Source organism: Ruegeria sp. YTSC004, from assembly GCF_059609805.1.
Genome location: NZ_JBXWMJ010000018.1, coordinates 1 through 24,096, shown reverse-complemented (window position 1 = coordinate 24,096; position 24,096 = coordinate 1). Strand labels below are relative to the sequence as shown.

The window sequence follows — 24,096 nt, the reverse complement described above, 5'->3', positions numbered from 1 at the left end:
TTGAAATATAACCACTTAAAAACTTCCTGACCTCTGTCATTCAATTTTTATGCAAAAACAAAATTAAAGCTGTTAAACTTTTGGTGGGGGAAATTACAAAGAACCATCGCCCATTTGTGTTATGCGCCAGTTTTAGGCGCGAATTTAATAGTGACAACGAGGTCTGAGCAGACTGTTGTAAGTGTTTGGGGTTATTTTGTTTATGACATCTCATGTAAAAGAATTCGCTGCGGCCGAAACGGCGTCCGCCGAGCGGCTTCGTCATCACAGCATCGCGACACAGCCTTCAAGATTCTATCGGGATCGCATCAAGCGTTTGTTTGACGTTGTTTTGGTTGTCCTGGTGGCACCGTTTGCTGTGCCTTTAGTGACCGTCTTCGCGCTTATTATCGTGATGACCGGGAGGTCGCCGTTTTTTCGCCAGCGTCGGATCGGCAAAGATGGCACAATCTTTGAAATGCTGAAAATCCGCACCATGGAACCCAATGCTAAAGAGAGGCTGGAGGCTCATCTGGCTGCTGATCCCAAAGCCCGGGCCGAATGGAACAGCACACAGAAACTGAAGAATGACCCCCGCATCACACCGATCGGGAAATTCCTGCGCAGATCGTCCCTCGACGAATTGCCTCAACTGTGGAACGTCCTGCGCGGAGATATGTCCATCGTCGGCCCCCGCCCCATGATGGAAGATCAGAAGCCCCTGTATCCCGGAAAGGTCTATTACGCCATGCGCCCGGGCATTACCGGGTCGTGGCAGGTTTCTGATCGCAACGAGACAACTTTTGCCGCGCGGGCTCGGTTTGACAAAAACTATTATGACAGTCTGACATTCAAAACTGACCTGTCGATTCTTGTAAAAACTGTGGGCGTTGTTCTACGCTGTTCGGGTTACTGACACGAACCGACAACGCATGGTTCCTGCATCTGGGGCTGGAAGATCAATAGCATGCTGCAAAACAGCTTACTGAGGTTTGCCCTTATCCTCGGGCTCGGTCTTCTGGCCGCCTGTGATACGGCGGAAGAACGGGCTGAAAAACACTTTCAAACCGCACTGGAGCATCTGGAAAACGGCGATTTCGAACGAGCCAAAATCGAGTTTCGCAATGTTTTCAAGCTGAATGGCACACATAAAGAAGCCCGTCTGACTTTTGCCCAGATGCAGCGTGAACTTGGTGCTATCCCCGAAGCATATGGTCAGTATCTGCGGTTGGTCGAACAATACCCGGACAATCTGGAAGGTCGACAAGCCTTGGCAGAGATGGCGTTAGAAAGCGGCGATTGGGAAGAGGTTGAACGTCATGGGCGCGCCGCTGCTGAAATCGCTCCAGAAGACCCGCGGGCCCGATCTATGCTGGCGGTGCTGAATTATCGCGATGCTACAAGTGATAGGGACAGTGCCGCGCAAACGACCGCCTTTGAAACCGCGCGGTCGCTTTTGGCCGAGAACCCGGATCTGATCGGCGCGCATCAGGTCGTGATTGACAAACTGATCCAGGGTCAGGACTGGCCTGCTGCGCTGGACGCGCTGGACGCGGCGTTACAAACATCTCCAGACTTCACACCCCTCTATACAATGCGTCTGGCAGTACTGAACGAGATGGACGACATGGCCGGCATCGAATCACAGATGCTGCAGATGACCGGGCAGTTTCCCGACGATCCGAACGTCGTTTCGCTGTTGCTGAACTGGTATCTGACAAACGAGAATTTCGAGGCCGCCGAAGCTTACCTGCGAGCCGAAGTCGACCCGGATGCAGAGACTCCCGACAACCGCATCCGGCTGATCCGGTTCCTCAATGAGTATCGCAGCCCCGAGGCCGCCCTGACCGAGCTGGATGCGGCCTTGGCGACCACCGGTCCTCATGACACCGCCTACCGGTCACTACGGGCCGTTTTCGCCTACGAAAACGGAAATGCCGAGGCCGCTATCGCCGAACTACGGGATGTCCTTGTCAAGGCCGAGCCCTCAGCAGAGACCAACAATATCAAAACCACACTGGCCCGCATGCTGAACGCTACTGATCGCACTGAACAGGCAAAAGCATTGGTTGAAGAGGTTATAACCTCGGATGCGCGTCATGTGGGGGCCGCAAAACTCAAGGCCCGCTGGCTCATAGAGGATGACCGCACCGGTGAGGCCATCGCACTGCTGCGCGCCGCCCTTGGGGAAAGCCCGCGCGACGCACAATTGATGACACTTTTGGCCAGCGCTCACGAGCGCGACGGCAACCGTGACCTGATGGCCGAGATGCTGTCACTGGCGGTCGAAGCTTCCGGTGCCGCGCCCGAGGAATCCATGCGGTATGCGACATTTCTGGCCAGCAACGAACAGGGTCTGAATGCAGAATCCGTACTGATCGATGCGTTGCGGGCGCGACCGGACAATATCGAGCTGCTGGCGACCCTCGGGACACTGTACGTAGATCTGCAAGACTGGGGCCGGGCTCAGGGTGTCATCGACCGACTGGACGTTTTTGGCGAGGACACAGCCGGTATCACGAACAACCTCACGGCGCGGATGCTGGCAGGACGAGGCAATGAAGAGGCGCTGTTGTCCTTTCTGGAAACACTCTCACAAGACCAGACCTTCGGTCAGGTGGCCGAGGTCGGCCTGATCCGGTCCTATATCGGGCAGGGTGAAATCAACACAGCCCTGACCCGGGTCGAGCAAGCCCTGCAGGAGACACCGGACGACCCGGCACTGCGGTTCGTGAAAGGATCGATCCTGATTCTCCACAACCGCCCGGACGAGGCAGAAGCCGCCTTTCAGGCGCTTTTGGAGGACGCACCCGAAACCGAACAGGTCTGGCTGGCACTCTACCGTTTGAAAACCATTCAAGGCAATCCGGACGCAGCCGCCCAAGTCCTGGCTGAAGGCTTGGCAGCCCTGCCCGGCAACCTTAATCTGCGGTGGGTCAAAGCCGGAGCACTGGAACAACTCGGTGATATTGACGGTGCCATCGGAATGTATGAGGTACTCTACGCCGAAAACAGCCATATACCAATTTTTGCCAATAACCTGGCAAGCCTTCTGGCTTCATATAGGGACGACGCAGAAAGCTTGGAGCGCGCATTTACCATAGCACGCCGTCTTCGCGGTACAGACATACCTGCTTTTCAGGACACCTATGGCTGGATTGCCTATCGCCGGGGCGATTTCGACGATGCTCTGATTCATCTGAAACCGGCGGCACAAAATCTGTCTGGCGACCCGATGGTGCAATACCATCTGGGAGCCACCTATGCCGCGCTGAACCAGAACGCCGAAGCTCTGGAAGCGTTCCAAGCCGCCATCGAACTGGATCCCCCTGCCCCGCTGCTGGAAACCGTGACGGCTGCGATCGCAGGTTTGACATCGGAATTGGAAACAGTCCCGACAAACAGCGCAGATAATTGAATTCCAAGGGGCATTCCGGTCACAACCTGCGGACCACGACTCTGCCAGGTCTTACGGACTGCGTGGATACACGCTAACCTGCTCTCTCAACTTAAGCATTTATGAGGACCAGCTATGTTCAGGGTTCTGTTCGGATTTTTTACCATAATGCTCCTTGCAGTCTCAGCGCAGGCGCAAAGCAATTACCGGATCAAATCGGGCGATTCGCTCAATATTGAAGTGCTGGAAGACACCAGCCTCAACCGCAACACGCTGGTCTTGCCCGACGGATCGATCAGCTTTCCGCTTGCAGGCAGTATTTCCGCCGGCGGACGTACTGTCGATCAGGTTAAAACTGATCTGACAAGTGCACTGGCATCCAATTTTGCCGCTCCTCCGACCGTATTCGTCTCGGTTGGTGCCGTTGCTGTACCACCGCCTGCAGCCGCCGCCATCCCGGCCACAAAGGAAGTCTACGTCACAGGCGAGATCGCCAATCCGGGAAAACTGCAAGCTACCCCCAGCACCACAATTCTGCATGCAATCGCCCAGGCTGGCGGGCTGACCCGTTTCGCAGCGGACAAACGTATCCAGCTGCGCCGGGGTGATCAGGTCTTTTTGTACAATTATCGCACAAATGGCGGCGGCATCTCGGGCAGCACGGTTCTGGCCCCGGGCGACGTGATAGTTGTACCGCAGCGCAAGTTATTCGAGTAACACCAAATCACAATAGAGCCACTACCCCGAAAATCCGCGACGCCATTCCTGGCGGCGCTTCCATATTTCGGACCACACCTGCGCATTGTCTCCACCCGGACGCAGCACGGAGAAAGCCAACCGCCGGGTCAGAGGCCAGAACCCAAACAGCACCTTCGCTAGTGGTCTTTGCCAACCGGGAATATGGCGGTTTATCAGTTCGTTCTTGGCCTGCAAAAGACGCACCATCTTGTCGCTACGGACCTTCTCGGAAGCTCCGCCATAGTGCACAATCACAGCATCAGGGGTCATGCGCGGTGCGGCCCCGAGGGTTTGGGTCGCCCGCAGACATAGATCGGCCTCTTCGCCGTACATGAAAAATGTCAGATCAAACCCACCCAGCGACTGCCAGTCTTCCCGCCGGATCAACAGAAAGCAGCCCGTAACGATATCCACCTGGCGTTCGGCGCCACGGTCCCACCCGCCATAGGCCTCGGAGTTAAAAACCGGACTGTTCGGGAAAATACCGGTCAGCCCGAAGGTACGGCAAGAGATATTCCACAGGTTCATCCGGCGCCAACAGGAGGTGGGGTTGAGGCTGCGGTTGCCGTATAGCGTACGCCCGCCCCAAACGCGGGCGTCAGGCCGGGTCTGGGCAAAGGCGACCAGTTTGTCTATGGCCGCGTCCAGAACCACGGTATCCGGATTGAGCAGCAGGATATATTCCCCTAGGGCCCGCTCGGCGGCGATATTATTGGCCTTGGCAAAACCATGATTTTCCCCCTCAGCCAGAAGAGTGATATTGGGAAACTCGCGGGCGATCGCCTCAGCGGACCCATCGGTTGAAGTGTTGTCCACCACGAGCAGTTCATAAGACAATCGGGTTTCAGCCTGAACCGAACGCAGACACTCCAGCGTCATTTCGCAGGTGTTGTAGCTGATAACTATAATGGAAACTTTGGGCACAGGTGCTGACACGAAACTCTTCCACAAACTAAAACTTAAAACGGATCATACATTCTCAGAGTTATGGCCAGCCCTACGATACAACGCAAGCTCCTGAACCGTGATGTTTCGCGCGCGAAACACTTCAGAGCTGATCGGCCAGCCACGCTTTCAGCCGTGTGTGCAGATCATCGGTCATCCCAGTCAGTATCAGGGATTTACCATTGGTAGAACGGGTCAGAGTGACGGATCCAATAGTTTCACCTGGACAGGCTGGCATATTAGAACCCTTGTATAGAGCCTGTTTCTTTGCCTGAGACAGCCGATTCAGCAGCGCTGCCTCGCCCTCAACTGTATCCGGCTGCGCCCTGCCCAGTTCCCGGGCAATACGGGGCCCCAGAGCAGGATCTTCCTTCAATGCCTTCGACAGGCTCAGTCCGAGCCTTTCCGGGATTGCCGCAGCAAAACGCAGATGGTCGTCCAATGCGTGATAGATGACAATGAAGGATCCGATCTTGGATCGTTTCGCCCGGCTGACGGAGGTGAACAAGCCGCGCAGGGCGGCACCCTCATTAGTATAGACCCCCTGCTCGGCCGCGCGGGCCGCAATCCGGGCCCGTTCATAATAGGACAGCCCGACGCGGATTTCGTTTTCCTCGACCATCGCCAGATAGGCATCCGAGGCGCTCTCAGGCCGTCTGAGAAGGGTTTGTACAGTGGCAAAGCGCTCTTCTCCTGTTTCCGAATAAAGGGCCTTCAACGCGGTTAGGCGGCGCCAACCGGAAATCAGGCCGAACCGCCCCTCAGCCAGTTTCACCACTTCGATCGGAGTCTGCTGGCCACGCGCACGCAGGCTTTCGACCAGAGCAGCCATCTCATCCCCGTCCACCAGAATGCGGTCACGTACCAGATGGGTTTCCTCAATTGCGTCCAGAGGCACCTGCTGCACCAATCGGCCCTCCGCACGGGCGGAGCGAATTTCGGTGCTCAGATCATCCACCGCAGCCTGTAAGGCCGTATCTCCAGCGACCTGCGCAATCGGTGGAGCCGATTGAACCGTTGGAAACATGGAATTTGTCTCGGGTGCTGCGCCCGTGGCACCAGCAGGCAGAAAATCGGTACGAGCCGGGGTTAGCCGTTTGCGTTTTGCCATCTCAGGTTTCTCCTTGTCCGGCTGTCATAGACTCTGTTGCGCGCCGTTCGGTTACCACTGCGTGCGGTCTTCCGAGCGACCCAGACGGAAGACAGACATGTTTCGCGTGCGAAACATTACACGGGCAGGGCAGGGGTCTCATGGCGCGGGTTCCGGCTGCTGTTCGGCCTGCGAGGCCAGTTCCTCGCGCCGCCAGACGCCCACAACCAGCCGTTTGAAGGCCGCATAGGTTTCGTCAAAGGTCTCGCGCCCCCGTGCATAGGTTTCACGGTTGAAATCCCGGTAGTCGGCCTCATAGATACCGTTCACCTGCTCACCCGCCTGACCGATCAGCGCCGTGAATTCCTGCCGGTGGGGCGACAGAGCGCTACCCAGATACGATTGCATCAGCCCCGCCAGTTCGGCCTGCTGAGTGCCGTCATACCGGGTGATCACCGTACGCACCGCATCCCATTCAAAGGCCATCTCTTCGCGCCCCAATGCACGCGCGGCCATGTTTTCCCCTTCTTCGATTGACTGAAAGGTGGAATGCAGCATGTCGAAGAACCTACCCGTGGAATCAAATTCCAGAAACGAGGCACCCATGGGCACCAGCAGAATATCCGCCGCCGACAAGCCATTGATCGTCAGATACCCAAGCGCGGGCGGGGTATCGATGAAGATCAGGTCATAGTCGTTAAGGATGCCATCCGCCTCAAGCGTCTCGGTCAAGGCGTCCCACAGTTTCCAGCCGCGCGCCTGCATCCGCCAGACAGGGATCTGGAATTCGGCCCAGTACAGGTTCAGCTGCGCTCCGATCAAGTCGATATTGGGCCAGTGGGTTTTCTGGATCAGACCATCGGCACGGGTTTCCAATGCTTCCATCAGCGTGTCGTCGATGGGGTGGGGGACTTCTCCGCGATCCAGCCGGCCCTGGTTTTCCCGCCGCAGATATCCGGCGTAATGGCGGGCTAGCAGGGGGAATACTGTTTGCCATTCATCCGTGACCTTGCCGCCAAAGATCGATGTCATCGAGCCCTGACTATCCAGGTCGATCACAAGCACCTTGTAACCGTCCAGCGCCGCCGACATGGCCAGATGGGCACAGGTCGACGTCTTGCCCACGCCGCCTTTGAAATTGGCGACCGAAACCAGCTTGGCCGGCACCCCCTCGGGTCGATATGGGCGGTACTCCTTCGCCTTAGATCCTTCCGATGCGAAATGCGTTCTCAGCTGCAACACCTCGTCCAGCGTAAACCACTTGGCGCCGCCTTCGGTTTCGGATCGGCCCTGCGGCAAACCCGGGTTGGCGCGTAGCACCCGCCGGAAGTGGGGGGCCGCAACCGGGATCAGATAGCGGGTGATTTCCCAGGTTGAAAACAGACGAAGCTGCCGCGCTTCGCCATCCTCCAAGCCCCGACTGGACAGGTCTTCGCGACCAAGTGCGCAAGCACTGGCGATTGCGGCAAAACCCGCTGTTGTAGAAGGTTCGCCCAATTCGGAAAGTGCTGTATCCGGATCAATATTGAAATAAGGCGGAAGCCTGTCTTTCGATGATGTGGCCATGTTGTTTCTGCTCGATGTGCCGTGTTTTTCTCAGTGTATCATAAAACACAGCATACGGAAGAGCTTTGAATACTCAGATACAATTTTATAAGAAAATCAATGGCCTGTGATCATCTCAATCGGGGCTTCAGAATGTCTGCTCAAATTTTTTTTTAGTTAGAATATGGTTATATATTAGTTACGGTTTTCGATCCTGTCACTTAAAGCTTTGAAAACCAACAATTCTGAGAGCTTTTTCGGGGGCTTGGTGAATCTGATCCCACGATAATGCGATTCTGATCCCACGTTGGACCGACTCTGATCCCACGATCTGATGCTTTACCCGACCTGTGGATAACTCTAGGGTGAGCGTCAATAAAACCACGATAAAAGATTCGGGCAGGTCAGGGGCAGAAATATGGGCTGGAGCGCTTCAGTTCTGATTGATTTTTCATGAGCAGCGATGCAACTGCCGGGGCAGGGGGGCTGCTGCCGGACCGGTATCCAACAGCTGATTTCTTCGTCTGCGATATTTTCGATGCGCTGCCCAAGACCGACATGGGATCGATGGAACATCCGATGTTCTCGCTGTCGACCCGGCCTGACCGCCGCATCCTGAACTATGAACATAACGGGGTGGAAATCACCGTCACGCCTTCGGTGCGGGGGTTGGCGACGATCCATGACAAGGACATCCTGATCTTTTGTATTAGCCAGCTGATGGCTGCGATCAACGCCGGGAAACAGGTCAGCCGGGTGCTGCATCTGAAGGCGCATGATCTGCTGGTGGCCACCAACCGCGAAACGTCGGGGGATGGCTACAAACGGCTGCGCGAGGCGTTCGAGCGTCTGGCCGGCACCCGCATCACCACCAACATGGTCACCGGCGGCGTCGAGACGACCACGGGCTTCGGCCTGATCGAAAGTTGGGAGATCGTGCGCCACACACGGGCAGGGCGGATGGTCAGCGTCTCGGTCAAACTGTCGGACTGGTTGTTCCGGGCGGTGCTGGCGAAATCAGTACTGACGCTGAGCCGGGACTATTTTCGCCTGCGCAAACCGCTGGAGCGGCGCATCTATGAGCTGGCCCGCAAGCATTGCGGTCGTCAGCCCGACTGGCGGGTCTCAGTCGAGACGCTGCTCAAAAAATCAGGGTCGGCTTCTCCGCGCCGGGTGTTCCGCAAGATGCTGCGCGACATGATCGCCGCCGATCATCTGCCGGATTACGTGTTGACCGAAGAGCCGGGCGACATCATCCGCGTGTCGCGTCGCGCTGTGGTAATCGAGACAGGCGACGGCCTGCCCCTGAAACCCGAAACCCTTGAAGCCGCGCGCGCTTTGGCGCCTGGCTGGGATGTCTACGCGCTGGAGGCCGAATGGCAGGGATTTTGGGCCAGCTCCGGTCGCAAGGCGCTGCGCAGCCCGGACAAGGCGTTTCTAGGCTGGATCAAAAAGCGGGTGGGGTAGACAACAAGTAGGTGGGCTTTACGCAACATTTGTATCCCCACGATTGAGAATCGGGTGCTCCGAAACCCTCTCTCAAATGTGAACAATGGCACATTTCTCCTTAAATTGTTCACAAACCTTTAAAAAGAGCAGTCATAACATCTTAATGAATCCTTAATCTTATAGGTAAGCCTCTCTGAAATGAGGTTATTGTGTGTCGATGGGCAACCTTTCACTTTTTGGAATGTGTTATTTCTGCTAAGATGAATGAAAGGAATTTAACGTTTTAAATGTTGCTAGGGGTTAAAATGCACCGAATTCTCGCGATAGCTTTCGTCATACTGATGATGGCCATGGGCGCGCATGCCGCCACTATCAACCTCATGAACGGTGGTGATCTTCACATTTCGGGTGCCAAAGGCACATTCAACGTGGACGGTGTTTCGGGCACAGTCACAGCGGGTTCACTTGCCCACAACCCCAGAATTTCTCAGTTCCGTAATGGTATTGGAGTGCGCACGAAATGGGATGACACATCCACTCTGGATGGCCTGTTTGATGAATGGCTGACATTCGCCTTTAACAAGGCGGTGCGTTTTGTTTCGGTGACCTTCTCACATGTTGATGACAAAGACGACTGGGATATTTATGTGGGTCACACGATCGCCGCTGATGAGAATACCCAAAATTCATTCCATTTCGGTGGCGTGATTGCGAGGGCCTTTACCGTTCTGGCGGATGGACATACATGCAAATACCATATCTTCTGCGTATCGGACGATAACTTCATCATCAAGAGCGTTGAGGTTGCCCCCGCTCCCGTACCGCTCCCAGCAACCGGTCTTCTGCTGATTGGTGGCTTGGCGGGTCTCGGCTTTATGCGTCGGCGTAAGCAGCAAGCAGCCTGATTGCCCAAAACTTAAGTTTCGAGTGGCGGCAAACTTGCCGCCGTTCTTTTTTGTGGTCGGAATTATGTTCCGAGGCCTCATTTGGATATGTGGGAAAATCGACAGCCTTAGCTATTATTTCTAAAATGCAGAGTTGCAAAAATACAAATTTGTAACGCAGTCACCTTATCCTGCCATGCCGCGATTTTTTAGGTGCTCAGTCGGCCCTACACACCACACAGATTTCTCTGGCATACGTGACAGGCTTGGGGTGTCACAAATATCTGCGTGTGGTTGTGCCGCTGGTTTTTGCGCGGTCTGCGGCTTTCGGGGAGATACCGGTCGAACTGCTCGTCACGGCCATCCTTGATATAGGCAAAACGGTAGATTGTCTCATGGGATACACGGATCGGATGACGTTCCAAGCGTATACGCTCCGTGATCTGTTCCGGAGACCAGCCAGCTTTGCGGCTACAACTTTGCATCCGGTAAGATTTATTATGTTAATAGTGAAGGTTTTTTTTGCACATGCTGCTCAAAACTAAATCGGGCCGGAAACCCTGTGATTTCCGGCCCGATTTAAGATCAGTTCCTACCGCATCTCTTTTACACGATCAGGTCAATATCCTGTGGTGTGTATACTTCGTCGAAGATCGCAACATCAGAGATTGTACCGTCAAAAGCATATCCCACGGCATCATCGCCAGTGTCACTAGCCCAGCCAAGACCGCCAACCTGCAGATATTCAGCATTATCGGTCCAGTCCATATTCAGGACTTCGGTTCCGAGTAGTTCACCATCCAAGTACACGCCAACCTCGCCCTGTTGGAAATAGGCGGTGACTTCGTACTCTTGGTTGGCTTTGATGTTATCAACCTTGAATAGGGCATCATTTTCGCCATCCTGGAAACGGACATATAGGGTCCCCTTATGTATCCAGGCCGAGAAATGATCGCCACCACCTTGGTAGCCTGACGCGTCCTTCGACATCAGGCCCTGGCGGGCGTTGACGCTGTCGGCATTAAAGCTGAAGGAAATGGTACCTTCGCTGAGTTCGAAAGCCGACTTATGCGCTTCATTGACGATATCTTTGGTGAAACCGAAAAATTCGCTATCACCCTCCATGCTGAAGACAGAGTTTGGATAAACAGGCGGTTCGTCCACGACCGGTGAGTCCTGATCACTACCAGGTGAAGTTCCCTCTCCGGCCATGATTGCCCCCATCTCGTCCGGGGTTTTCAGTCCTTCTACAAGTACAACATCTGAAATGGTGCCATCAAAAGTGTGCTTGAACCCGTCTTCGCCTGATTGGGAAGCCCAACCAATGCCGCCAATCTGCAGGTATTCCGTATTCTGCGACCAGTCCATATCCGTAGAGACTGCTCCGGCAATAGAACCGTTCAACCAAACGGTTGCTCCGCCTTCGCCAACTGCCACCTGCACATCATAATCAGTGTCGGCTTTGATACCTTTGACTCGGATCGTTTCAGTGTTCTCACCATCCTGGAAACGGATGTAGAGACTGCCTTGCTTGATATAGCTGGTAAAATGATGGCCGTCGCCAGAAGCATCCTTGGAGACCAGCCCCTTCGTGCCCGAGACCGTATCGGCATTGAACGAGAAGGCGAGTGTTCCGGAAGATACTTCCAGATCTTTGGAATGTGCGGCTTCCAACACATCACCAGATCCGGCAATTTCGCGCTCGCCCATCATCGCAAATATGGTGCCCTGTGTCGGGGTGACGACGGACCCTTGGTCAGTGTTTCCGCTATCCGGTTCCGGCGTTGGTTCTGGTTCCGGCGTTGGTTCTGGTTCCGGCGTCGGCTCTGGTTCCGGGGTTGGTTCTGGTGTGGGCTGACTTCCGGTATTGTCACCCTCTGTTCCGTTGAGCAGTTCCATGAGGCGGTCATAAGCACCATAGCTTTCCGCTAGGCTACCTTCGACGGGCTGCAGGTCTTCAATCGTGATGCCCTTGCCGTCCAGCAGGCCAACGAACAAATCCGAATAGTAAAACTCGTCACTCGGATCGAGGTGTTGCATAACAATGTTATCGCCGCTGAGTTCGCCATTCTTTTTGGAGTGGATATTATACTCCACAGTTGAACCCGAGGGGGCAGCGATCCGGGTGACCGGGCCGGTCGTGCTGAGTGCATTGATTAGTGTGTTGTGGGAGATCGTGATTGTGCTGCCATCACCATCATTGATGTAAATACCATTTCCCATCTGGGTATAGATGATATTCTGCTCGATATTCAGGTTGTTATGGCCGCCTTTGCCGCCAAAGAAGATGCCCTGCATATCAAATCGGTTTTGAAGGAGCAGGACGTTACCCGAAATGTCCAGATTACTGGACGGGTTGCCCTGAAACTGCATGAAGTCGGCATGGGCATCGTCGGAGGGATAGAAATGAGTCGGCCCGATGTTATTCTGGATCACGCCGCCGTCGACTCCGCTGAATTTAAACGCGTCTGCGCCGATATAGTTTACGTTGTTTTCGGTCAGCGTCAGGTTGGTGACTGCAAAGTTAGCGACACCGTTCAGAACGTGATGAATGTCGTTGCCTGAGATCGTGATCGTATCACTGTTGTCGTGAGAATAGATACCAAAAGTCGGACCTTCGATCGGATACGGTTGGTCGGTGGGGCCGTGGATCTCAGAGTTAATGATAGCGATGTGATCACTGGCGGAAATCTCAATAGCAGATTGAGCCATTGGTGACGAAACTGTTACACCATCAAGGCGTATGTAGCTTGACCCAAAAAAATCGACAGAATCAAATTCTGCCCCCATATTGCCGTCTGCGGATTTGATGGTCACATAGTCATCGAATTTCAGACCATCTAACTTTATTGATCCGTAATCACCGGATTTCAGCAGGATTGTGTCGCCACCCGACGCTTTGGAGAGTGCCGAGAGCAATTCTGCCTGGCTTGATACGTAGATTTCTGACATGGTAGTTTCTCGTCTTCCTGATTGAAGCTGCCATCCCCGAGCGAGGGTTCCTGCGCGTGAGTGGGCGCTTGTGGAAATTCCCCCGCAGCTTTCAGGCTGCATTTGTTATGCACATTTGGTTCAGTCATACAGAAACACGCCCATAAACACGTCATGCTGACGGGCAAAATACTCACTAAGTTGGCAAGATGATCGAAGTGCCGACCCACCTGTCAGGTCGACTTCTGTCCTTCTGATACTACTCACCCCCAATGCTTACTTGGTCGCATAGCAATAGGACAAAACTGGGGCAATTCTTGTCCGTTTTGATGTAACAATTTAGGCGGCGAGTTGCTCAGAACATGTGAGATTGGAAGAAGTTTTCCGCCGGTAGCCACACTTCACGGCGAAGTTGACCTTAGGGAATGCCAATAAGTAAAAAACCCTTAAAGTCGGATAGTGAAAATTCATACATGTTAGAAAAGGGGGCCGTATGGTATCTATACGAAAGAATTTTTTGGGTGGCCCTTTTTTTGAGGCCTATCTGGATGTGAGTTATTGTTTCCATGTTTCGTGATCCAAAAGTACCAAATCTCTTTGTAACCGGAGTTCCCAAAGCTGGAACCACTTCGTTGCTGCGTTGGTTGGGCGACCATCCACAAATCGGACGAAGCACAGAAAATGAACTACGCTTCCTAATGGATTCGGACGATCCACTGTGCCGTCCGGACGGCTATTTAGCGAAAGGGTTGGCTGGGTATGCCCGTTTTTATCGCCGGGATTTAAGTCAGGATCGCACCAAATATCTACTCGATGTTTCGCCACAATATTACTATCAAAAAACCGCACAATCGGTCATTGGCAGCATTCCGGACAGCCGGGTCATCTTCATTCTGAGAAAGCCATCGGCTCGAATCTATTCTCTCTATAACTATGCCAAGAACAACAAGGTGGCGCTCGATTCGGATATGGGGTTTGCCGACTTCGTGCATGAAATTAGACGCGCCGAAAAATCGACGGTTCTGCGCCATCGGCCAATGTTGCAGCATGCGATCGATCACAGCAAGTATGCACCCTACATTCAAAAATGGCAGGGCATAGTTGGACCGGAGCGCCTGAACGTGTATCTGTTCGAGGATCTCGTGGCAGATGCTCCTGGCATGTTGCGCAACATTGCGCAGCAGCTTGGATTGGATGAATCCTTCTATGACAGTTACGGTTTTCCGGTACAAAATGAGAGCATCACTTTGAGGAATCGCGGGTTGCACAAGCTTTTGCACCGTTCCCGAAAAAAACTGCCGCGCTGGATTCGCAGATCACTTAAGCCGGCGTACCTCTACTTCAACACCCGCAAACCGGGTCGTACTAAATCGGATACCGAACGGGATCTCCTGGCGCAGCTGGATATCGAATTTCAAGAATCAGAATTGGATCTTGCCAAAACATTGGGGCGGACAGTGCCCCTCTGGCCGCATACCCGGCAAAATGCAGAAGATCGGCTCAATCTTCCTGTAACACAGGAAAGCTGATTAAGACTCGCTATCTCGCGATGACAGAGAATTCCGGGTTCAGACCCATGCCGCGCACCTGTTCGGTGATTTCGGTCTCATAAAGCGCGTTTGAGATCAGGACCAGATCGGGACTGATACCCGGCAAGGCCTCGGGGGCGATAACCGGCAGGGCCACACCGGGGGCCACCAGCCCGTGTTTGCGGGTGTTCAGATCAATCAGCGCTGCTAGCGGACGGGCCGCATCGCTCAGAGCGTTGGCAAAAGTGATACCTTTGGACCCCGCCCCCCAGATGACCACATTGCCGTCAAAGCCCGATAGCCGGCCACGCCAACGATCCAGTTCTGCTGTGGCAGCCCGGCCAAAGGCATGGGCGGCGCGTGCGATCTCGGCGGCTCCGGCGTCCAGATAATCCGGTTCACGGGTGGCAGGCCGTGCTTCGACCATCAGGAACTGGTCGCCGTATCCGGCACTGACCGAGATCGGCTCAAACCCGGTGCGGCGGAACAGGGTGGTTATGGCAGGGGCGCTCCAGTACCCGACATGTTCATAGATCACATCCCACATGGACACCGCATCCAGCATCCAGCCGGCATTGGGCACTTCGAAATAGACCGGCACGTCGCGGCCCCCGATGGCACGGCGGATATCGCTTAGCAGTGGAACGGGTTCATCGACATGTTCCAGCACGTGGCGACAGAGAATGGCGTCGAACGGACGGTCCAGTTGATCCGAGCGAAAGTATTCCCCCACGATCTCGACATTGTCGCGAGCGGTAAAGGGCGTCTCCTGTCCTTCCATCGACGGATCAAAACCGGTGGCGGTGGCCACGCCGTTCTGGGCCATCAGGTCAAGGATATGCCCGTCGCCGCAACCGATCTCGACTACATGTTTGCCCTTCAGATCATGGCGGGCCACCAGCCCGGCGACCAAATCTTCGGCAAAAGCCTGAAACTTGGGCGAGAAATGCAGGGCGTTTTCGTATCCCGGAGCATAGACCATGCGCGCGGGGTCAAAGGCACCGTTCCAGATGAACCCGCAATCTGGGCACAGTTTCAGATCCACCATGCCGGCCGGGGCCGCGCGGGCGGCGGCGGTATCTGGCCAGAGCTGGTTACAGATCACCGGAACATGGTCCAATCGGAAGATATCCTGCGCCTTGTTTGCGGCGCATACGGGGCAGGTCATGCTCATACCGCGACAAGCTCCGGTTTCAGGCCCATATTGGCCAGTTGTGCCTCAATCTCGGGCAGGTAGATCGGGTTCATCACAATCACCGTGTCAGGCGGGGCGTCCTTCAGGCTTTCGGGACCACTAACCAAGTGCCCGGTACCTGGCAGGTACTTGCCCTGTTTGAACGGGTTGATGTCGATGACCTGTGCCACTTCGCCCCCTAGATCATTGGTGGTCAGGAAGGACACGCCCTTGGACCCACCACCCCAGATTGCCACCCGTTTGCCCGCACCGTGGCGGGAGCGGACGAAATTGGTCCAGTAGGTGCGGATCTCGGCCACCTTTTGTGGGAAGACGGCGGCCAGTGCCCGCACCGCACCCAGATCATCCTCTTGCTGCAGCGCCGGACGACCGGCCGTCGGTTCGGCATATTGAATGATGTATTGATCATCATAGGCCAGATACAGCTTTGTCACATCGAACCCAGCGCGCCGGAACAGCCGGGCATGGCTGCCCTGAGTGAAGTATGAACAATGCTCGAAATAGATATCCCAGAACGCGCCTTCGGCCAGCACCCTGTACACATCCGGGGTCTCGAAAAAGACGCCCACATCGGGCCGTCCGTCGATCACCTGCGCGATCTCATGCATGAACCGGCCCACTTCAGGGATATGCTCCAGCGTGTGACGGCAGGCAACGAAATCAGGGGTCTTGGTAATGGTGGCGGGGTCGAAATATTCGCGCTGAAATGTGATCTCGTGCCCATCCGCGCCGGGCAGGCGCTCGGGGATGAAACCGGGATCGACACCCAGCCCAATCGTACCGGTCTGGTCCGCCAGTTCCTGCAGGAACTCGCCCTTGCCACAACCAATCTCCAGCGTCCGCTTACCCTTAAGATCGTAAAGCGAGGCGACCTCGGCCGCCAGATCACGGGCAAACCGGTTGAACGTGCCGGAAAAATGCTGGCTTTCTTCGGTGGTCGAGGCGTAATCCACCTTGGACAGATCAAAAACCGAATTGAAGACAAAGCCGCAATCGCCACAGAATTTCAGCACCAGCGGGTGGCGGGGGAAGTTGCGCGCCTCGTCTTCGGTGTCCAATAGAATGCAGCTTTGCACCGGGATGGCATCCAGCCGGTAAATTTCTGACAGGGACTGCCCGGCACAAGCCGGGCAACAGGTCAGTTCACTCATAGATGTACCCTCCGCCGTCAGGATTCGACAATTTCCAGTTCGGGGATCGGTACGACAAACTTGCCGCCCGCCTGCAAAAAAGCCTGCTGCTGGCGGATGATCTCGTCCCGGAAATTCCACGGCAGGATCATCACATAGTCAGGCTTGTCCGCCATCAGCCTCTCCGGCTCATCAATGCGGATGCGCACGCCGGGCATGTATTTGCCCTGCTTGTGGATGTTCTTATCCACCGCATATTCGATGGCCCGATCGTTGAGCTGCAAAAAGTTCAGCATGATCGTGCCCTTGGCTGCCGCACCATAGGCCGCGATGCGTTTGCCGTCCGCTTTCAGATTGCCCACCAGCTTGCGGGCCTGATCACGGAAGGCGCGGACACGAGCGCCGAAGCTTTTGTAATAGTCGAAGCGGTCCAGCCCCAGGTCATGTTCTTCGGCCAGAATGTCGGTTACAGCCTGCGTGGGCGCTGCGGTTTTGCCAAAGAACAACCGCAGAGATCCACCGTGAATTGCCACCCGGCGCACATCGTTCAGATACAGACCGTGCCGTTCAAACAGGGTCTTGGCCGAACCTACCGAGAAATAGCACAGATGCTCGTGGTAGATCGTGTCGAACTCGATGAAATCGATCATGTCACGAACATAAGGGAACTCGACCACAACCTGCCCGTCATCGGCCAGCAGTTCGGCCATGCCCGCCACCAGATCATTCTGATCGGCCACATGGGCCACCACATTATTGGCGATGATGACATCGGCGCGCTTGCCTTGTGCACGCAGCTCACCAGCAACGCGGGTGCCAAAGAACTCGATCACCGTATCGATGCCCTTTTCACGCGCTGCCGTAGCAGGTTGCGAGGCCGGGTCTATGCCCAGAACCTGAATCCCTTCGCCCTTGAAGTTCTGCAGCATATAGCCGTCATTCGACGCGATCTCGACCACCAGGTTATCCGACCCAAGCTTGCGTTTCTCGATCAATTCCAGCGCGTTTGCGCGGGAATGTTTCAGCAGATCTTCGGAATAGGACGAGAAATAGACATAGTCGTCGCCGAACATTTCCTCGGCCGGACGGGTCTCCAGCAGCTGCACCAGCGTGCATTCAGGGCAATATCCCAGCCGTAGTGGCACCAGAGACTCTTTATGGGCCAAACCGCTTTCCTCCAGAAGGCCGTCAGACCGCGGCATCAGGCCGAGATCGAGAATGGGCTGCAGTCCTTTGTGACCGCAGGATATGCAACAGACCTTCGCACTGTCGGTCACGAAATCCGAAGGTTCGGCCTCTTGTGTGTTTTCAGGGGTGCGCGCGGACAGGCCATTCTCGGTATGTTTCAGGGTGACGTCGATGATGTCATCGGCGATCAGTTTCTTGATATGACCGATCCGCTGGTACCGGGGGCCTTCGAACTCTTCCAGCGTCAGTTCCTGCGCCAGATAGGATTCATACAGCGACTGCGCCCCCTTGCGGGCGTCCCATTGCGGTTTGAAATGCGGCATGATCCGTTGGATCTTGTCGCAGTTCACCCGGTAGGACCGTTTGTCGGGGCCAGCATCATCGGCAAAGGTCACTTCGCAACCCGGAACCACATCGGCGACGATCTCGGCCAGTTCGCGGATCTGGTAATTGTGCTCGGTCACGCCGACGTTGAACGCCTCGTTGCGGATTTTTTCGACGGGTGTGTCCAGCGTTGCCAGGAAAGCGCGGCTGATATCTTCGATATGGGTGATTGGCCGCCAGGGCGTGCCGTCGGATTTCATATGGATGTTGCCGGTGGTCACCGCCCAGGCGACGAGGTTGTTCAGCACCAGATCAAACCGGATGCGCGGGCTGACACCATAGGCCGTGGCCGAACGCAGGAAGGTCGGGCAGAACGTGTCATCCGCCATCTCGGCCAACGCCAGTTCGGACTTGACCTTGCTTTCGCCGTAAGGCGTCACCGGGTTGAACGCCCCGGTCTCATCGATGAAATCCGATCCCGACGCGCCATAGTTCGAGCAGGAGGACGAGAATACAAAGCGTGACACTCCAGCTGCCTTAGCAGCGCGGGCTACATTCATCGTGCCTTCGTAATTGATTTCATAGGTGGTTTCAGGGCGGAAATCGCCCAGCGGATCATTCGAAAGCGCCGCCAGATGCAGAACGGCATCAAAACCCAGTAGATCGGCCGCCTCGATGTCGCGGATGTCCTTCAGGATCGTCGGGACCTGTGGCATCTCTCCGCCCGGCGCGAAAGTGCAACGCTCGTACAGATCGCTGTCGATACCCGCAACCTCATGTCCGGCAGCCTCCAGCATGGGGGTTAGCACCACACCGATATACCCACGGTGACCAGTTACCAAAACACGCATAATTACTTCTCCCAAACCGCCCAGGGGCGCTCACCAGAATCCCATAGCTTTTGCAGATTGTGCTTGTCGCGCAGAGTGTCCATCGCTGCCCAGAACCCGTCGTGGCGATAGGCCATCAACTGGCCGTCCTTGGCCAAATTCTCCAGCGGCGCATGTTCGAACATGACCATGTCGCCTTCGATATAGTCGAACACCTGCGGCTCAAGGATAAAAAAGGCACCGTTGATCCGGCCTTCGGCCGTTTGCGGTTTTTCCTCGAACGCAACAACCTGATCTCCCTCGAACCGCATATGCCCGTAGCGGGCGGGCGGGCGTACCGCAGTGATGGTCGCCAACTTACCGTGATGACGGTGAAAGGCCAGCAGCTTGTGCAGATCCACGTCCGACACGCCATCACCCCAGGTCAGCATGAAAGTCCCGTCACCCAAATAGGGTTGCAGCCGTTTGACCCGTCCACCGGTAAGGGTTTCATCGCCGGTTTCGATCAGATCGACGGTCCATGGTGCGTGATCCTGGTCGTGGCGGACCAACGGTTCCGGATGTCCCATGTTGACCGTGATATTACCCGCCAACGTTCCGTATTCCGCGAAATAACGCTTGATGTAATTGCCCATATACCCAAGGGCGACCGCAAAATCGTTATACCCGTAATGGGAATAGGTCATCATGATGTGCCAAAGGATGGGCATACCGCCAATCTCGACCATTGGCTTGGGCCTGATCGAGGTTTCTTCTGCCAGACGCGTTCCTTTGCCCCCAGCGAGAATTGCAACTTTCATGGAAATTCTCCGTTAACACAAATGTAATCGTAATCTTGCCAAAGAGACTCTGGCAAAGAAATAGGCCAATATTATGAAATGAAGCATTCCTCCGGAAACTGACAATATTTACTCGGTACCGTATCTCGATTGAGGTAATATGATGATTTGTTACATTCCTCAGACCAAAAGCGTATCCGCATAGATGAAATCATCACTGTTGAGATCCAGCCCGTAGACACTGTTCAGAAGGCCGACAAGCTCGTCAGCTTCGCCATTTTCACCAATTCGCCAGATCGCGGTGCCCGGTGATAGACCCGGCGCATCCGTACTGAGTATGTAGTCTGCGGCAGATCCGGACAGCTGCACCTGGTCGGTGCCCGAGGCAAAATCGTAGACAAAGCCGTAATCGTCTTCGCCCGCATCAGCCCCGACCCCGTCATCGTAATAGGTGCCGTTCGCGTCTCCGAAGACAAAGACATCCGCGCCGCCAGCGCCGACAAACACATCCACCTCGCCCAGGCCCGGCGTGGCGCTCCCGGTATCGACGGCGACCTGAACCTCAGCGCTGTCATCGCCCTGGATAATATCGCTGCCGGTGATCTCGGTGACCGTCAGATCGCCGAAAGTAACGTCATAGTAATGGGCGTTGAGGTAAAGCGACCCTGTGGCCGGTGCTTCGTCCAGGCTGAAAGTTTCAGTTGCCTGCAGTGTCCAGCCAGTTGGCTCAGCCGTTCCAACCTCCCAAATCTTAATACTGTAGATTCGGTCATAAATGCCGGTCTGTTCGACTCGGACCGTGAAATTGTAGGTCAACCCTTCCTGAAGGCTGAAACTCTCGAGCCCAAGGGTTTCGGAGAAGGAATGGTAGCTGAAGCTCGTCAGATCGTTGTCTTCCCAGAACAACAGGGCTCCGGGTTCCCAACCCGATTTTGGTTGGAAGTTGCTAACAGGCTCGTCTGTATGCCCATTCCACAACAGGCCGAAGGCGAGGCCGCCGCCATCGCGCCCCCTTGGGTCGACATTTTCGAGATCATGCATCGTAACGGTGAGATTCAGTTCGTAATTGTCCCAGCCCTGATCACCAATGACCAAGACACGGTCATATCCAAGATCGACAGGGCGCACGCCAGTGCTGTCCCACGACCAAGTGCCGTCGATCACCTGAACCACATCCTGAAGATTAGTGACCGTTTCCCAGTCAATACTGTAATTGGGGTTCCAGACATTGTCGGATTCATATTTAACAGTCACGTCATAAGTTGCGGTAGATCCGTCTACGAAGTCGGCCGTAATGGTAATGAGATCGTCAGTTGCGGATCCATCGAGTTCGGCAAAAGCGAGGTCGATGTTAAAATCGCCCGGATCCTGCAAACGGCGGGTATCTGCGCCGACAGACAATACCCGATCCGCTCCGCCATTGAGCGAATAAGTCAGCCCCGTTACTTCTCCGACGACATTGCCCAGAATGTTGATCCACACCTGCCCTTCGCCAGGAGAACCGAAGGTCTGTTCTTGGCCATACCAGACATTGATCGGATTACCGACAGTCAGGTTGACGGTGGCATTGTCACTGCCACTGCCATCCGAGATGGTGTAAGTGAAACTATCCGAGCCAGAATACCCCGCGTTGGGCGTATAGGTCCAGGTGCCGTCACCGTTGTCAAACAGGGCACCGTTGGCTGGCTGCGTAAACGCTGTCAGGCTAAACGGGTCTCCTTCGGGGTCGCTGTCATTGGCCAGCAAATCCGCAGTGACATTAATCAACATAGCAGTGTCGACGGGGGTCACCAGACCGCTGTCATCCATTGCGTTCGGCGGTTGATTAATTGGGGTAAAGCTCTTGTCTTCATCCTCAATAATATCGGTCCAAGTCTGAAAATAATCCACTTGCGCAATAAAGCCAGTCGCATCGCCGGTATTGCCCGCGAATACGCCGGTTTTAGTCGCGTTCAGCGCATGAGAGAAATTGCCGGCTGTTGTCCAGGTCGATCCGTTGAGAGAATACTCCAGCGTCCAATCGTCTCCCGACCGCACTACGCGCAGATAAGGTGCAGTACCGGCAGGAATCTCGACCTTAAAGGCCACACTTGATGCGCCATTCACAGTGATGCCGGCAAAGGCATAGAACTTATTGCCATCAGAATAAGTATCAAAGCGCAGCCAGTTATCTGCGTCCTGTTCGACCAGCAATCCCTGAATTTGATATCTTTCCGTTGGCGTGGTCAGGAAGCGGGTCTCGATCTGGAAATCTACGTCCAGAACTGATTGGGTCGCGCGGGCGGAATTATTGACATGCCATGCATCATAGGCTCCGTCCGGTGTGACCAGAGCGAGGTAGGCGTCTGTAGCCGTTGTCCCAAAATTTGACGAAATTCCCGATGGGCCTTCGATGGTCCAGGCCGGATCAAGAACACCTGCGGCGAAATCGTCTGAGATCAACCCGTTTGCAGGTGGTGGAGTTGCGATATCCAGATCAATGCTAAACGTGGAGCTAGGTGCTATACCGTCACTCAGCTTCAAAACAATACTGTCGCTGCCTTCAACTGCGCTGATCTGATGATAAGCCACCCGATCTAGATTTATGTCTTCCTGCGTGAAGCTGTCACCGACACCAAGCGCCACACCGTCCAGGCGTAATTCACCCAGCTCGGGCAATGCATCCAACGTGTAGGTCAGTAGGGCCGCCGATTGCTCGGCATCGGTTGCTGATAAAAGGTTTGCATCAATGGCCAGACTGTTGCCAGGCGCCAGATCAACGGCCTGGAATTTTTCGTGGAATAAAATGGAAATGGTGCCATCCGTCTTGCTGGCTCCAAGGATATCCACCAACCCGTCACCGTTCACATCCGTCGGAACCGCGCCATAGGCGCCAATGGCATTGCCATCCGCAATCACAGTGGTGAAATTGCCATTACCGTCATTGAGATACAGCCGGATCGTGTTGTCATCGACACTGGCCGAGGTCACGTCGATATCCCCATCTCCGTCAATATCAGCGGCATCGACATAGCGTGCGGCCACTGCCTGCGTGGTGATCGTTGCCTTAGTGAACACCCCACCGTCATTACGGTACCAAGAAATGGTGTTATCGTTCTTGCTGGCGTTCAGGATATCCAGATCGCCATCCCCATCGATGTCAGCAGCCGTGGTGAAATAGGACCCGTCAGCCGTCGTGTCGATTACCCGCTTGGTGAAGTTTTCGCTGCCATCATTTTCATACCAAGCCACCGTATCGTCTTCGAAGCTGGCAGCGACAATATCTAAATCCCCGTCCCCATCAACATCAGCGGGTACCGAAGATTTCGCGGCCAGCGCTGCGGCATCGATGATATAAGTGGTGAAATTCTGGTTGCCGTCATTCTCGTGCCACGAAATGGTACTGGCCTCTTGCCCGGCGGTAACCAGATCAAGATCGCCATCCTCGTCGAAATCGACGGCAAAGATCGAATGCGCACCATCCTCGTTCAAGATCACGGTCTTGGTGAAGTTCCCTGTACCGTCATTGCGGTACCAGGCATAGACATCCTCGCGATAGCCGCCGACCAACACATCCATATGCCCGTCCTGGTCTAAGTCAGCCAGAGAGGCCGGATAAGATGATTCCAGTGCCGCGTCGATCACATGTTCGGTAAACCCGAAGGTCCCGTCATTCTCGAACCAAACAACGGAATCGTTCTGCTCGGAGGTAGCGACGATATCCAAGTCGCCGTCATGGTCGAAATCCGCGGCCAGTGCGATATGTGTCAAAGGCATTGCGGTGCTGACAATAGTTTTGGAAAACCGGCTGTCACCGGTGGTAATCAGAGGCGCAGTGTTTAAAGAACTCAGCGAAACCGTAGCAATATCGCTGGCTCCTGAGGGATCGGTCACCCGATATGTGAAACTATCATTGCCTAGGTGGCCGGGATCGGGGATGTAAGAAAAGCTGCCGTCAGGGTTGAGGGTTAGCGTGCCGTTTTCCGGGCCGGTCTCAAGCGTAGCCGTCAGAGCATCTCCGTCCGGATCGCTGTCATTGCGCAATACGCCGTCCAGCGCGGAAACCACAAGGCTTTCACCCTGATCAAACAGATAACTATCAGCTGTCGCATCTGGCGGGTCATTGTTCGGGGTGGTGTCGTTAACGGTGAGATTTACAGTTGCGGTGTCGGAGCCGGTGGCAT

General features: G+C 55.0%; 15 protein-coding genes and 1 pseudogene. 6 read left to right on the top strand and 10 right to left on the bottom strand.

Features of this window, described 5'->3' with window-relative positions; translation table 11 throughout:
• Nucleotides 1-202 precede the first annotated feature (202 nt).
• From AC2FFP_RS21500 to AC2FFP_RS21490, 3 genes are all read left to right on the top strand, one after another.
• On the top strand, nt 203-895 hold the full coding sequence (locus AC2FFP_RS21500; RefSeq protein WP_496770285.1) for a sugar transferase: 693 nt from the start codon (nt 203-205) through the stop codon (nt 893-895).
• A gap of 51 nt (nt 896-946) precedes the next feature.
• Nucleotides 947-3,397 carry a tetratricopeptide repeat protein gene (locus tag AC2FFP_RS21495; RefSeq protein WP_496881494.1) on the top strand — a complete coding sequence of 817 codons (2,451 nt, stop codon included), beginning with the start codon at nt 947-949 and terminating at the stop codon, nt 3,395-3,397.
• Between the two features lie 147 nt (nt 3,398-3,544).
• Nucleotides 3,545-4,093, top strand: a complete 549-nt coding sequence (locus AC2FFP_RS21490; protein WP_496770290.1) for a polysaccharide biosynthesis/export family protein — start codon at nt 3,545-3,547, stop codon at nt 4,091-4,093.
• Nucleotides 4,094-4,114: 21 nt separating this feature from the next.
• Here the strand turns inward: AC2FFP_RS21490 and AC2FFP_RS21485 are convergent, their stop codons facing one another.
• From AC2FFP_RS21485 to AC2FFP_RS21475, 3 genes are all read right to left on the bottom strand, one after another.
• Nucleotides 4,115-4,993, bottom strand: a complete 879-nt coding sequence (locus tag AC2FFP_RS21485; RefSeq protein WP_496845279.1) for a glycosyltransferase family 2 protein — start codon at nt 4,991-4,993, stop codon at nt 4,115-4,117.
• A 169-nt stretch (nt 4,994-5,162) separates the two neighbouring features.
• Nucleotides 5,163-6,170, bottom strand: coding sequence for a ParB/RepB/Spo0J family partition protein (locus AC2FFP_RS21480; RefSeq protein WP_496770295.1), 1,008 nt, complete (start codon nt 6,168-6,170; stop codon nt 5,163-5,165).
• A gap of 138 nt (nt 6,171-6,308) precedes the next feature.
• Nucleotides 6,309-7,715: an AAA family ATPase gene (locus AC2FFP_RS21475; protein WP_496881493.1), complete on the bottom strand. Its 1,407-nt coding sequence runs from the start codon at nt 7,713-7,715 to the stop codon at nt 6,309-6,311.
• A gap of 432 nt (nt 7,716-8,147) precedes the next feature.
• On the opposite strand from AC2FFP_RS21475, the gene AC2FFP_RS21470 reads away from it, so the two are divergent.
• Both AC2FFP_RS21470 and AC2FFP_RS21465 read left to right on the top strand, forming a co-directional pair.
• A complete protein-coding gene (locus AC2FFP_RS21470) occupies nt 8,148-9,161 on the top strand; it encodes a replication initiator protein A (protein WP_496770306.1) in 1,014 nt (337 codons plus the stop codon).
• Between the two features lie 332 nt (nt 9,162-9,493).
• Nucleotides 9,494-10,048, top strand: a complete 555-nt coding sequence (locus AC2FFP_RS21465; protein ID WP_496845282.1) for a VPLPA-CTERM sorting domain-containing protein — start codon at nt 9,494-9,496, stop codon at nt 10,046-10,048.
• A gap of 260 nt (nt 10,049-10,308) precedes the next feature.
• Here the strand turns inward: AC2FFP_RS21465 and AC2FFP_RS21460 are convergent.
• Nucleotides 10,309-10,503, bottom strand: a pseudogene (locus AC2FFP_RS21460) (IS30 family transposase); the annotation flags it as partial.
• Between the two features lie 130 nt (nt 10,504-10,633).
• Nucleotides 10,634-12,979 (bottom strand): LamG-like jellyroll fold domain-containing protein, encoded by a 2,346-nt coding sequence (locus AC2FFP_RS21455; RefSeq protein WP_496881492.1) that lies wholly within the window; start codon nt 12,977-12,979, stop codon nt 10,634-10,636.
• 545 nt (nt 12,980-13,524) lie between these two features.
• Here AC2FFP_RS21455 and AC2FFP_RS21450 point away from each other — a divergent pair.
• Nucleotides 13,525-14,487 carry a sulfotransferase family protein gene (locus AC2FFP_RS21450; RefSeq protein ID WP_496770312.1) on the top strand — a complete coding sequence of 321 codons (963 nt, stop codon included), beginning with the start codon at nt 13,525-13,527 and terminating at the stop codon, nt 14,485-14,487.
• Nucleotides 14,488-14,497: 10 nt separating this feature from the next.
• On the opposite strand, the gene AC2FFP_RS21445 is transcribed toward AC2FFP_RS21450, so the two are convergent.
• The 5 genes from AC2FFP_RS21445 to AC2FFP_RS21425 form a co-directional block, all read right to left on the bottom strand.
• A complete protein-coding gene (locus AC2FFP_RS21445; RefSeq protein WP_496770315.1) occupies nt 14,498-15,655 on the bottom strand; it encodes a class I SAM-dependent methyltransferase in 1,158 nt (385 codons plus the stop codon).
• Nucleotides 15,656-15,657: 2 nt separating this feature from the next.
• Nucleotides 15,658-16,833 carry a class I SAM-dependent methyltransferase gene (locus AC2FFP_RS21440; RefSeq protein ID WP_496770318.1) on the bottom strand — a complete coding sequence of 392 codons (1,176 nt, stop codon included), beginning with the start codon at nt 16,831-16,833 and terminating at the stop codon, nt 15,658-15,660.
• Between the two features lie 17 nt (nt 16,834-16,850).
• Nucleotides 16,851-19,175, bottom strand: a complete 2,325-nt coding sequence (locus tag AC2FFP_RS21435; protein WP_496881491.1) for an NAD-dependent epimerase/dehydratase family protein — start codon at nt 19,173-19,175, stop codon at nt 16,851-16,853.
• A gap of 2 nt (nt 19,176-19,177) precedes the next feature.
• Entirely contained in the window at nt 19,178-19,954 is a 777-nt protein-coding gene (rfbF, locus tag AC2FFP_RS21430) for a glucose-1-phosphate cytidylyltransferase (RefSeq protein ID WP_496770325.1), read from the bottom strand.
• A gap of 159 nt (nt 19,955-20,113) precedes the next feature.
• Nucleotides 20,114-24,096, bottom strand: a 3,983-nt coding sequence (locus AC2FFP_RS21425) for an FG-GAP-like repeat-containing protein (protein ID WP_496845285.1), incomplete at its 5' end; no start/stop codon positions are given.